This is a genomic window from Pontibacter deserti (genome assembly GCF_023630255.1).
GTDB lineage: Bacteria > Bacteroidota > Bacteroidia > Cytophagales > Hymenobacteraceae > Pontibacter > Pontibacter deserti.
Genome location: NZ_JALPRS010000001.1, coordinates 1051414 through 1064502, shown reverse-complemented (window position 1 = coordinate 1064502; position 13089 = coordinate 1051414). Strand labels below are relative to the sequence as shown.

11 protein-coding genes are annotated in these 13089 nt (G+C 43.5%); 1 reads left to right on the top strand and 10 read right to left on the bottom strand.

Features of this window, described 5'->3' with window-relative positions:
• Positions 1 to 172 precede the first annotated feature (172 nt).
• The gene (trpF, locus tag MJ612_RS04570; protein WP_187029862.1) at positions 173 to 793 is read left to right on the top strand and encodes a phosphoribosylanthranilate isomerase; all 621 of its coding nucleotides are present in this window, start codon (positions 173 to 175) and stop codon (positions 791 to 793) included.
• A 148-nt stretch (positions 794 to 941) separates the two neighbouring features.
• On the opposite strand, the gene trmB is transcribed toward trpF, so the two are convergent.
• The 10 genes from trmB to MJ612_RS04520 form a co-directional block, all read right to left on the bottom strand.
• The gene (gene trmB, locus MJ612_RS04565; protein WP_187029859.1) at positions 942 to 1607 is read right to left on the bottom strand and encodes a tRNA (guanosine(46)-N7)-methyltransferase TrmB; all 666 of its coding nucleotides are present in this window, start codon (positions 1605 to 1607) and stop codon (positions 942 to 944) included.
• 3 nt (positions 1608 to 1610) lie between these two features.
• On the bottom strand, positions 1611 to 2903 hold the full coding sequence (locus tag MJ612_RS04560) for a bifunctional folylpolyglutamate synthase/dihydrofolate synthase (protein WP_187029857.1): 1293 nt from the start codon (positions 2901 to 2903) through the stop codon (positions 1611 to 1613).
• A 9-nt stretch (positions 2904 to 2912) separates the two neighbouring features.
• Positions 2913 to 3791 carry a TonB family protein gene (locus tag MJ612_RS04555; RefSeq protein ID WP_187029855.1) on the bottom strand — a complete coding sequence of 293 codons (879 nt, stop codon included), beginning with the start codon at positions 3789 to 3791 and terminating at the stop codon, positions 2913 to 2915.
• Positions 3792 to 3805: 14 nt separating this feature from the next.
• A complete protein-coding gene (locus tag MJ612_RS04550; RefSeq protein ID WP_187029854.1) occupies positions 3806 to 4204 on the bottom strand; it encodes an ExbD/TolR family protein in 399 nt (132 codons plus the stop codon).
• Positions 4205 to 4206: 2 nt separating this feature from the next.
• Positions 4207 to 4914: a MotA/TolQ/ExbB proton channel family protein gene (locus MJ612_RS04545; RefSeq protein ID WP_250419052.1), complete on the bottom strand. Its 708-nt coding sequence runs from the start codon at positions 4912 to 4914 to the stop codon at positions 4207 to 4209.
• Between the two features lies 1 nt (position 4915).
• Entirely contained in the window at positions 4916 to 6043 is a 1128-nt protein-coding gene (locus tag MJ612_RS04540) for an HU domain-containing protein (protein ID WP_187029852.1), read from the bottom strand.
• A 6-nt stretch (positions 6044 to 6049) separates the two neighbouring features.
• Complete coding sequence (locus MJ612_RS04535; RefSeq protein ID WP_187029850.1) at positions 6050 to 7738, bottom strand: TonB-dependent receptor; 1689 nt, start codon at positions 7736 to 7738, stop codon at positions 6050 to 6052.
• Positions 7739 to 7767: 29 nt separating this feature from the next.
• Positions 7768 to 10827 (bottom strand): tetratricopeptide repeat protein, encoded by a 3060-nt coding sequence (locus MJ612_RS04530; protein WP_187029848.1) that lies wholly within the window; start codon positions 10825 to 10827, stop codon positions 7768 to 7770.
• 215 nt (positions 10828 to 11042) lie between these two features.
• A complete protein-coding gene (gene holA, locus MJ612_RS04525) occupies positions 11043 to 12089 on the bottom strand; it encodes a DNA polymerase III subunit delta (RefSeq protein ID WP_187029846.1) in 1047 nt (348 codons plus the stop codon).
• A gap of 85 nt (positions 12090 to 12174) precedes the next feature.
• Positions 12175 to 12900, bottom strand: a complete 726-nt coding sequence (locus MJ612_RS04520; RefSeq protein ID WP_187029844.1) for a hypothetical protein — start codon at positions 12898 to 12900, stop codon at positions 12175 to 12177.
• Between the last annotated feature and the right edge of the window lie 189 nt (positions 12901 to 13089).

The window sequence follows — 13089 nt, the reverse complement described above, 5'->3', positions numbered from 1 at the left end:
CAGGGAGTAATAAAGATTTCAGGGGAGCGAATATTGGAGTCGTGCCATTAGCTGTAATAGCATCGTATGCTAAAAAAGTTAAAAAAATGTGGCATTAAAAACTGAATCGGGCTTACTTTGGCAGTTGAAAGTATAACAAGGAATTGCACTTATTGTTTAAGTATAACTTTATATGGGCTTACGTACCTCAGTAATAGTAAATGGAGTAAACAACCTGAGCGATGCACGCTACTGTGCTGGCATGGGTGTAGATGTAATAGGTTTTAACCTGAAACTGGACGACCCGGAGCGCGTGCAGCCGCAAACCCTGAAAGAAATTGCGGGTTGGGTATCGGGCGTGAAACTGGCTGGTGAGTTTGAAAGAGCCAAGCCTGATATCATAAACGAGATGGCGGAAGAATTTAACCTTGACTTGATACAGCTGGATACGCCTTACCTGATCGATGAGATTGAAGAGATCAATCGCCCGGTGATTCAAAAAGTTTTCATCAATAAAGATACTGTAGAAAGCGAGTTGCTGGAGATGATGGACCTGTACAGCCCTTACGTAGATAGCTTCATTATTTACTCGACTGACTTTAACAGCATTGATGAGACCAATGAAAAGCTGTTACGTGAAGTAGCTAAGAAACACCAGGTTTATATCGGTTTCGGACTCCAGAAAGACAACGTAAGCCATATCATCAAAAAGATAAAACCAACAGGTATTGGCTTACAAGGCGGTCAGGAAATTCGTCCGGGCTACAAGAACTTCGACGAATTACAGGAAATATTTGAAGAATTGGAAGACTAGGAGTTTAGTAAGTTTAAGAAGTATACTTTAACTACAAACAGAAAAGCCCGCCCAAGTATAAATTGAGCGGGCTTTTCTGTTTGTTTTACGTTTTTTGTTCAAACTATAAAATCACTTCTTACTTCTTTAACTCACAAACTCTTACTTCCTAAACTTCCTTAACCGGTTTGTATTGCAGGTATTTGATAGCTATACCTTCGGCCAGGTAACGCTTTTCATAGGTTGTATATATTCCCATAGTATGTTCCTGCAGGTCCGAAGTATAAAGATCCGTTGTAGATACCAAGTGCTTTATTTTTCGATCCTGTAACACTTCTAAAGTATAATCAAACAGCGGTTGGTTGTCGGTTTTAAGGTGAATAATGCCATCACGCTTCAGCATGTAGCTATACATTTCCTGGAAACGAGGCGAAGTAAGGCGACGCTTTATGTCACGGTCTTTCGGGCGTGGGTCTGGAAAAGTGATCCAGATCTCATCCACTTCGCCTTCAGCAAAATGATCTGAAACAGTTTCGATGAATGTGCGCAGGAACGCTACATTCTCCAGCCCTTCTTCAACAGCCAAAGAACTCCCCTTCCAGATACGATTTCCTTTGATATCAACGCCTATAAAATTCTTTTCAGGATGCAGACGGGCCATACCTACGGTATACTCTCCCCGGCCACAGCCAATCTCCAATATAATCGGGTTATTGTTGCTAAAGTGCTCTGAACGCCACTTACCGGCCAGCTTCCCATACTTCTCATCGCCATCCTGCACCACGTTGTCGCGTTCAGCTATCGTTGCGAATTTCGCTAATTTAGATCTTCCCATTATTTATAGTTCTTCAATCTCTGCCACTACAAAGGTACTGCCGCCAATAAAAATAACCTCATCCGGAGCAGCATTTTCCTTTGCAGCCTGAACAGCATCTGCCACCGATGTATAACCTTTGCCTTGTAAACCAACGCTTTCGGCCTTTTGCTGTAATTCAGTAACAGGCAATGCTCTTGGTATACTTGCCTGACAAAAATAGTAGGTATAACTCTTCGGAAGCATCTCAAGTATGGTAGTAACATCTTTATCGTTAACTGCCCCGAACACAAAGTGCACCTGCTTTGGCTGCAGGCTATGTAACTGTGTAAGTATCTGATTAATTCCATCCACATTATGACCAGTGTCACAAATAGTTAAGGGATGATTACCCAACACCTGCCATCTCCCCTTCAGCCCAGTCAGTTGCTTGGTAGTTGCCAGTCCGTTTCTTATCGCAACTTCTGATATATTAAAGCCATGCTCTGAAAGTATAGTTATGGTTTGCAACACGCCCGGCAGGTTGTAGCGCTGGTAAATTCCGGTCAGGTCAAGCTTCAGATCAGATAAGTATAATTGGTCTTGCCTGTATACATCAAATACCTGTTGCTCTAACGTATGGCTCTTAAGTACTACCTGATAGTTGTCAGTAGCAAAGTATAAAGGTGCCTTAACCTCTGCTGCTTTTGCCTTAAATACATCTTCAATTTCAGGCTGTTTAAGGCTTATAGTTGCCGGAATGCCCGGTTTAATGATACCTGCCTTTTCTGAAGCTATGGCGTGCAATGTATCGCCCAGCAGATTTTGGTGATCGAAACCAATATTGGTGATAAGAGAAGCTTCCGGGGTAATTATATTTGTAGAATCCAGTCTGCCGCCCAAACCTACTTCAATTACTGCTACATCAACCCGCTCATCAGCAAAATATTTAAATGCCAGCGCCACCGTCATTTCAAAGAAGGATGGCTGCACCTCTTCGAACAGCGACTTATACTTCTCTACAAAGTCGATCAGGTATTGCTCTGGCAACTCTACACCGTTAATGCGAACACGTTCTGTAAAGGATTTAAGGTGTGGCGAAGTATAAAGCCCTGTTTTATAACCAGCCTCCTGAAGTATAGCTGCCAGCATATGAGAGCTACTGCCCTTGCCATTGGTGCCGCCAACATGTACTGTTTTAAAGGTATGCTGCGGGTTCCCCATCGCATCACAAAGAGCAATAATATTGTCGAGGCTCTTCTTAAAAGCAACATTGCCGATGCGTTGAAACATCGGCAATTGCTGGTATAGGTAATCTAAAACTTCCTGATAGGTCATTAAGATAGGCTATCTGGTTTTGATTGTATAAGTTATAAAGCCTGTGGCTCCTTTTCCATAATCATCATTGCCGCCCAGGCGCACGAAAGTTGCTTTCTTAAATACCTCCATACGATATATCTCTGCCACTTGCGCAGATACCGTAGATTCCACAACTCTTGCATTCTCTACAGTACCATCCGGGTTAATGGTGATTTTAATTACTACTTTACCGGTTTCGCTTGAGTTATCGCGTGGTTTCGGTATATCTCCCCAGCCCCATCCGGCCATGTTTAACGAACCACCTGCACCACCACCAGATTTACCATAAAGGGCTTTGGCATCCAGTTTACCATCCGGTGAGCCTTTGTCGCCTACTGTGCCCGGGTTATCGCCGTTATTGTTACCAGTCGCTTCGTTTGATGTACCGCTTTTACCGGTTCCAGTACTGGTAGTAGGTTTGCCCGGGTACAACGCTTTTGGTTTTTCAGGCTCTTTTTTTACCACTTCCTCTTTTGGTTGCGGCTTAGGCTGTGGCTTTACATCCTCTTTAACTGAAACAGGTGCATCCGCAGTTGTAGTCTGCACTTTGGGCGTTTCTACAGGCTGTGGCGGTGTTGGCGTAACGGTTGGTTTTGGTTCCGGACGAGCATCAGGTTGAGTAGGCGCAGGTTTGCTGTCTTCCACGTTCTTCGACTCGTTTGGAGTAGCCGTAGTTTGTATATCCCCACTTCCTACGTTATCCATCCCGAAATTAAGCTCAATACCCAGTTCTGCGGCAGGCGGATCGGGAGCGCGCCAGGCCATTACGTAAATCAGAAGCAAAAGCAGAAGTATGTGCACTGCCACGCTTACGCCTGCGGCAATACGCTCATTCTTCTTTTCTTCCTGTGATAAGGCTACTGACATAATTTATTTTATACTTATTCTGGCAACGTGGCCAGTGTTACTTTTGCTTTCAGGTTGGCAGCAATACCGGCCACGCGAGCTAAGTGCTCTACAGGCACTGTTTTGTCTACATGTAACACAACAACACCTTCCCCCTCCTGAGTTTCCTGCAAAAGTGCTGCCAATTGTGGTTCGATGTCAGCAAGGGCAATCGGTTGTTCATTCAAGTAATACTTTAAGTCACCTGTTATAGTAACGCTAATTTTCTGCATTACGATGTTGGATGTTTTGCTGGAAGGCAAACTAACCGGCAAACCCGAAGGTGTAACGAAGTTAGAAGTAAGCATAAAAAAGATAAGCAGCAGGAAAATGATGTCCGTCATAGACGACATACTGAATTCTGCGTTTATCCTGTTTTTTGAGCGTAAATTCATGCTTATAGTTGTGGTTCTTGTAACAGATCAAGGAACTCAATAGACGAATATTCCATGGAATGCACAATGTTATCAATACGGCCAACCAGGTAGTTATATCCAACATATGCCGGAAGACCAATAATAAGACCAGCAGCTGTCGTTACCATCGCTTCATAGATACCACCAGAAAGTAATTTCGGGCTGATAGAACCTTCGGCCTGAGCAATTGCGATGAATGCCTGAATCATACCGGTTACAGTACCCAGGAAGCCTAGCATCGGAGCAGCACCTGCTATAGTTGCCAGACCGGCCAGGTTACGCTCCAGGCGGCTAATCTCGATCTTTCCTACGTTCTCAATAGAAGTTTCAATGTTTTTAAGTGGGTTACCGATGCGGCTTATACCTTTAGAAAGCATGCGGGCAACAGGCGTATTAGTTTGTGCACACAGCATTTTAGCTCCATTTATATCGCCAGCCAATACCATGCTTTTAATGCGGTCGTTAAAACCTTCAGGGTTTTTGGCTGCTTTTTTAAGCGTTAAATAACGCTCTACAAAAATATAAACGGCAGCCAGCGAAAGTATAGCCAACGGATACATGGCCCATCCGCCTGACATGGCCAGATCAATAAGAGAAACGGATGTATCAGCTGCAGCTGCGGTACCTTCTGCAAGAGCAGTAGTATCGGCTGGTGCACCGGTAGTAATTTGTAATAAGAGTGATGTCATGTTAGTTATTGAGTACCCAGATTGAGTTTCCGTATGTTTTTCTGTATTCGTTCATGGCAGCCTGTGCTTCTTCGGCAGTAGCAAAATCAGCTACGGATACGCGGAATAATCTGCTGCCTTTTAATGGTGTAAGCACTTTGCCATCGTGGCCGTTCTCTCTTACTTCGTCGCGGCCAGCCTCAGCATTCTGCATGCGGGCATAACCACCGGTAATGATATAAAAACGACCGGTTCTTTCATTAATTGTAAGCACTGGCTCAGCAGGCTCTTCAACTATAACTTCCTGATTTATTTCAGGTTCAGCAAGCGCATTTAAAGCAACAGTGTCAACTATGTTAACTTCATCAGCTATATTTTGTTCTTCAAGTAATGGCAGATCAGCTATACCAAACTCAGTAGAACGTAAAACTTCCTGATACGCTAACTGGCGTTCAGTTAAAGAAAGTGGTAAGTAATCTGAAGTATAGCGTGTGGCAGGCATGGTTTGATTGCCAAACGTACCCGAGGTAAATAAGGTGATAGGATTAAGACTACTAAGGTTATACTCTGTCTGTATAGATAACAAGTATAATGCTGAGCCGGTAAGGCCGGCAATTACAAGACCAGCAGCTGCACTATAAGCTCTGCGCAGGCGGCGTTTAAATTTATTGCCTTGTTGTGCTTGTGCCGGTTCACGGTCTTTCAGTAAGGTGCGCAGTACTACAGATTCTTCTGCTCTAACCGGTCTTGCAGTTATCTCCGGTAAACCGAAGCTTGCTTCCAGCAGGTTATCGCTTTCCCTGTATTCAAACTCAAGGCGATGGGCGGCATTATAACGGAAAATACCAATATCACTTAGTTCAAAGCGATTATCGGTTTTAAGTTTTTCGTTTGCCTGATTAACAAATGCTGCCACTAACTGCTGCGCCTCAACAGCCGATATGCTGTTATGGTAAGCAATTGTGTTGATGAGCAGGCCATCTGTTAAGATCAGCTTCTCATTAAAAGCCACCCGTTTGGAAGGTGGTGTAATGGTATGTTTTACCGGGTGTACCACGGCCGGTACGTAACGGGTTATCAGCCCGCCAAATCCCGGGATGATGACACAGTCGTGGTCATAGAGCAAGGACTTAATGTGCTTTGCTACCATAGGTTACTAGAATGAATAGGTAACGCCTCCTATCACGTTTATACTCTTCACGGGGTAATTTACAAACCTTTCGTATTTGTTGCCCAATAAATTATTGGCCATCAGGAATACAGTAAAGGTATTCGTAAACTTGTAATCCGCTTTCAGGTTAAGATCTATAATGTTGTCCGTCTCGCGTGTTACAAAAGAACCATCTGGTCTGTACACACGTCCGAATGAACTCCCAATATAGTAAAGTTCTGAATTAAAGAGAATCTTATCGTAGAAGTTATAGGTCGCAAAAACACTCGCCATCAGATCCGGACGGTGGAAGGGTTGGTCTAATGATGCTGTGTTATACTTGTTATAATCAAGCTTTAAACCAAGGCGGACTTCATCGATATAATCGAAAACTGCCTCCGAATAAATATTTAAAACATTTGTTACGCCATCGTCATAAACCAGGTCAAACTTGGTAGAATCAGCTCTGGAGTTGTTGTAGAAGTATAGGTTACGGTAATTTTGGTAAGCTACACGCCCGGTCAGGTGCACATAGTTGGATAAGTTAGCCGAAAAACCTCCATATACTTCCAGACCTTTATTAATATCAGCTACTTCTACCTTAGGAGCGATCCAAGGATTCTCTTTTGTTAGTTCATATAAAGTAACTCTTTGCAAATCACCACCTAAACCGAAATAGATCAGCAGGTTATCTTCTATAGGCTCTAACCCTAATCTTATCTGAGGATAGATATTGAACTTGCGCGCATCATTTACTTCATCCCCAGTATAGGCTACATTAGCCCCCAGCATTATGCGGGCAACTCCAAACTGGCGCTCGTAGCTTGGATTAAGTTTAAAGAAAGGGCGAGATACACTGCTCGAATCTTTATGTGATACGAACGACAAGTCAGCATCTACTCTGAATCCTGAAAGCGTATCGATAGTATATTCTGAATTCAGATTCAGGGCAACGTTGGCTTCGCTCATGTCAAAGCGGTCGTTCAGGTAATTTAGCTTTATTCCTGCCTTGTACAACACCGGCGAATCTGACGTCTGGTTATGGATATAACCGTTCGCATTGATCCTGTTAAATATCTGCTTAGTTGTATCTTTGTCTACTTCATCTTTCAGTGCTGGAGCATACCCATAGAAATGGTTCTTGTCTCGCTCATAGCCTAGCCGGCCACCAATGGTAAAGCCCGGCAAATAGCGCTCTCCATGCAAACCAATGCTGCTATTCGAAACCGCCGACTGACCCTGTACTTCCGGGCCACGTGCTGATCCAACATGGCTAACCTCTGCACCATAAGATGCTGTTTCAGAACGCTTGTTATGGAAATAACCTTTTAAGTATAAAGTAGCATAGTTTCCAAAGCCTGCCTTCAGGTAGTTGCCATATAATTTGGTCAGCTCGTCCTGCTTTATAGTTAGCACGCGCATCTGCAGTTCTATATCCTGCTCTGGCAAGCGATAGTCGGTAAAGCGGTAACGGATTGTTTTATCTGCTACGGTTGGTGGTTCAACTTTAAATTTCTCGAAGTTACGGGCTGCATTAGGCAGCTCAATTACACGGTTCTTTTCTACTACTACTTCAGCATCTTCCAGCTTTGCTCCTTCGCCCCAGCCGTTGTTCTGAGCATGGGCCGAATTCATAAATGCGTAGCCAACACACAACACAATGGCCAGCGATGCTTTTCTTATCTTATTCTTCATTTTGATGCTTCTCTGTCTTATACTGTATGTTACTTCTGCTCCTGCTCACCACCATTGTTCACTTTGGTGGTATCATTGCCGCTACCACCATTTAGCTTCTCCAGTTTCTGCTTCGCTTCTTCCACTATCTCTGCTACAGGAGAGCCTTCGATAATAGAATTTAAGGTTGCTTTAGCCTGGAACAGTTCATTCTGGGCGGTGTAGTTATCAGCAATTATCAGGAACGATTTACCCAGCCAGTAATCATGGCTCGAGAACTTATTATTAAAGGCAAATGCTTCATCCAGCGACTCTTTATACTTCTTCTGCTTATACAGAATCTCAGCAACCAGGTATTGAGCTTCAGCGCCATGTACATCCGATGCCGCACCTGCTGTTTCACGGAGTTCCTTCAGTGCCTGCGCCAGGTCACCCTGAGCGTACGTTGACTTACCTCTGTAAAGCATGGCTGTATTATAAGCATTGATCGCTGCATTCCCCTGGCTTATCAGTTCGCTGGCTATACGCTTGCTGTTTGCATAATCGTTGGTGTTATAGTAGCTCATCATCAGACCGGTCAGTGCATTCTGCTGCTCTTTGCGGTTAGCAGCCACATCGCGCAGGCGGCTATAGTATTTTATAGCTTCTGTATAGTTTTTAGCAGCAAACTCGATATCAGCAACTTTTTGTATCGCACGGTTAACGTATTCCGATTTGTTTTCGGCAATTACTTCTTTCATGCGCTGTAAGCCAGCCTGTTGGTTATCCTTCTTCAGGTATGAATCTGCCAGGAAGTAGCGGGCATCACTTACATATGGGCTCTTCGGATAAGCAGTTAAATAAGCTTCCAGTTTAGTTATTGCCTGCTCATATTTCTCGTTGAAGTATAGCGTTTTAGCAGCTTCAAATTCAATGCTTTCTAGAGCTGTACTTTCCGGGTTATTGGACTTATACTTTGCCAGGTATGCGTCAAATTCTTCACTTCGGTTCTGGGCAGCCAGCGATTCCTGTAAACTATAAAGCGCACCGCTTGCTATCTTAGAGGTCGGAAAATCATCCAGTACGCGTTTGTAATCCTGAATAGCTTCATTGTGCTTGCCCTGGTTAGCATATGCCTGCCCGCGTTTATGAAGTGCGTTAGGCAACAATTTGCTTGAAGAACCAGAGTTTATCAGTTGTGTGAATCCTTCCACAGCCGGGCCATAGTTACCAGCTTCAAAATCAAGTACGGCAGCCTGGTACTGAGCATCATCGGCATAACGCGATTGCGGGAACTCGTTCAGTACTTTTTTCAGGCTCTGCTCTGCCTGGGCTTTATTACCATTTATACCTGCCAATACCCCACGCTGGAAGTAGGCATAATCTTTATCCGGTGAGTTAGAAGCAATTACTTTCTCGTACAGATCTTCTGCCTGCTTATAGTTTTTGCTTACATAGTACAGATCGGCAAGGCGCAGCATGGCATCGTAGTGATTCGGGTTACTTGGTTTAGTGCCGTTCACAAACTCACGGAAATGAGGCAATGCTTTGTCGTACTGTTTGGTGTTATAGTATGCATAGCCGATGCCATAGCGCGACTTCAGGTAATAATCTGATTTACCAGCAGTTGTGTTACGGAATACGGCAGCATAGCTGTTAATGGCATCGTCGTAGCGCTGGCCAACAGAATAGGCTTCGCCTTTTACAAAGTGGCTGGCGGCTGTTACTTCTTTATCATAAGGGTACTGCAACGACTTATCAAGCATCGCAACGGCAGCAGGAAATTTAGCTTCGTTAAACAGATTTACGCCATGATAGTAGGTAACGCGCTGGTACGTCTGCAGTATTTTCCAGCTCTTTTTCGGCATGCTCTCTATGTGGCGGATTGCCTCCGGATAGTTGTTAGAGCTGAAATATGCTTCGCTTAATAAGTCGTCTGCTTCAGCTGCCTGGTCAGAGTCCGGGTAATCTTTACTGAAGCTGGTAAGTGAATTAATTACTTCTCTATAGTTACCCAGTTCATAGTTTACCTGAGCATATTTAAGTGTCGATGCTTCTGTTACATCTTTGTCGTGGTCGTTTTTGCGGGCCTGGTCAAAAGCTGTTAATGCAAATTGCTTGTTGTTTTCGCGCAGGTAGGATAAACCTAAATAATAAGCTGCATTCTGGCCAAGTGCATCTTTTTTAAGCGCTACCGCTTTAAAATTAACAATAGCATCTTTATAGTTATTGTTCTTATAGTCGGTATAGGCAATTTTATACTGCACTACAGGGTCAAGCGACTTTTTGCCCTGCGCATACTGGTTAAAGTATTTGTCAGCAGTTTTATAATCGGCACGCTGGTAGTAGGCATCTCCAACTAAAAGCGCAATCTCGTCAGACTGCTGAACTTTCGGGGTGCGTGCAAGGGAGGCTTCACCGTAACGAATAACTTCATACACATCGTTTTCCTTATACAGGATCTCAGTGATCATGTAAGGCACGATCTGCGCGTATGCTTCATTCTTTTCAGCAATTTTCAGGTCTGCTTTGGCAGCAGCATAATCACCGTTGCGGTAAGAAATATAGCCCGAATAATAGTTTGATGCATAAGCAAAACGATGCTCTTCTTCTCTGAAGCCGTTCGTTTTGTTTTTATCAAAGTATATTTTAGCGTTCGCAAAATCCTTAGTAGCGAAATAAGAATAACCCAGCTTAAATTCCAGCTCTTTGTTTTGTTTTATACTTAAAAGATGTGTTGGTGCCTGCTTTAGCAGATCTACTACTTTCTTATAGTCCTTCTGCTCAAAGTAGTACAGGCCAAGTTCATAATTAGCCAGGGCTGTTTTGGGGTGAGCCGGGTAATTTTTAGCAAAGTTAAGTATAAGCTGTTCAGCGTCCGGGTGTAGCAGGTATAAACCACTCAGCGCGTAATAATATTGCGCATCTGCCGTTTTTGCATCGTCTCCGATCAGCTCAATATACTTGCGGAAGGCTTCCTGGGCAGCGCCATACTTGGCACGATCAAAAAGTTCTAACCCCTCATGGAAGTATTTGTCTTTGGCCGTAAATACCTGCGTATTCTGGGCTACCACCACATGCGAGCCACCTGCCAGTACCGAAGCCAGTGCTATTTTGTACGCTATCTTCATAGTATGTTCATAAAACGGCCTGGCTTAACCAGGCTTAATCGTTTTGATATCAAGTAAAGTATAAATGGCGAACTGTACGTGCCACTTCAGTCAAAGTTAACAATTTTTGGCGACCTCTCCTGCCGCAACACCAATAAATGCAGCTACAGCACAAAACATAGCTTTACTAGTATATAATGTCCGGCAAACTAAAATATTGTGCTATTCCTGAAATATTAAACAGGTAACGCTTTGGGCACCGGATGCAAAATCTTAAACACCAACTCCCGCAGAATATCAGCTTCACTCATATCGCCCCCGGTTATACCTTTCGATTGAAGGTCCGCTACCCTGATAAAATGTATGATATCTGCAACTCTGTTTATAGGATAAATGCGCATGGCATACTGGTATTCCTTTACCTTCCAGGCTTGCTGTCCTAACAACTTTTTAATACCAGCTTCCGATTTATCAGTGGCAGCCTGCAGGCTCAGGAGTTTCGTAAAAAACGAAAACAACATACCTATGTTAGGAATTACCGGGTTATTTTTGGGATTGGCCTCAAAGTAATTTACAATGCGGTTTGCCTTTAAAGCATCCTGGGCAATGATAGCAGCCTGCAGTTCAAAGATATTATACTCTTTACTGATGCCTACATTTTCCTGTACTACACGCTCATCAATTGTCTGCCCCGGCTTCAGGTTCAGTAACAACTTGTCTATCTCATTTGCTAACCTTGACAGGTCTGCACCTATAAAATCACTGAGTTGCTGTACTGCCTGCGGCGTAGCTTTGATATTTTTAGATTTCAGGTAGCTGTTAACCCATGCCGGCACCTGGTTGTCATAAAGCTTTTTGGTAGTCAGCATGACAGCGTGCTGCGCAAAAGCCTTTGATATAGACTTCCGGCCGTCCAGTGTTTTGTGCTTGTACCCGAGCACCAGTATGGTGGAAGGTAACGGATTCTGCAGGTATGCTTCGAGTTGCTTCGCTCCTTCTTCTTTGTCTATATCCTGTATACTTTGGGCTTCTTTAACTATAACCACCGAGCGGTCGGCCATCATCGGGAAGCGCTTTGCCTGTAGTAGTACCGTTGCCACATCCACATCCTTACCATAGATAACTACCTGGTTAAAGCCTTTCTCGTGCTCCTGCAATGCATGTTGCTCTATATAGTCCGAAATCAGGTCGATGTAATAAGGTTCCTCGCCCTGCAGGAAGTATACGGGAGCAAAATTGCGTTTCTGGAGTTGTTCTAAAATACTCTCGGGGGTGTGCGCCATGTGTAACAGGTAGGGCTAAGTAGTAAAAATTCTGCTACACAAATTTAAGGCATAAGGGTTAAAATGAAAGTATAAACCCCAATTATTAGCCGGCAAAAGTATAATTAGCCCTGCCTCCTGACACCAACGTATAGAACTTGGGGTTGAACTGGAAAAACAGAGAGGAAAGCAAAAAAACAGAAAAGGTAAACTCCTGCAGTTCCCAGAGTTTACCATGTGGTATAAAGAAGAGCACCAGAAAGATACCCAGGTACATGATCCCCCACTCTAACTTAGGCAACGGCAAAAGCATATAGCTGCGGGTATGAAAAAAAGACCTGAACTGATACAGCGCTGGCAAAATAACAAAGTATAAAATAATGCCTGTATACATCACTGTACCAAAGATCAGCTTGTTCAGCTTTACATCATTCAGTTTAATATTATGTAGGTTAAACTCGCCTTGTGTGTTCACATCTTTTAACTCGCCAGGTGTTTGAAAATTTAAGATGCGTTGCCCCCATGAAATCTCCTCCCCGCTTCCGAATAAAAACACCAGGGCTACAAAGCCGAGGGCAAGTCGTAAAACCCCATTGTTTCTATAAGCAGCTATCCATAAAATGACAGAAATAAACAGCAACGTAAGTGCAGTGATGTTCTCAATATACCCGTCTTCCACTATATACCTGTCGAAGAAGCTCCTGTTGTAGTGGAAACTGCCAATGCCTAAAGCTATGTGCACAGCAACTATACCCAGAATAAGATATTCAATTCTAGATACCCGGGAGTCAGCCAAGGCTGGATCAATTAGCGGTGCAGCAGGTAAAGTCATTGAAGTATCAAATAAGTATACCAGCAGAGGTTTGCTTTCTTGTACTACAGCTTATAGTATTTGTTCGGCCATATAACTAACTTATAGTAAACAGCAGAAAGTGCTGTACTAAACACTTGAAAAAGGTGGTTACAAGTTTAAATTGCATTAAACTATAAGAGCCTATACTGTAAACTATAGCTTAAGAAA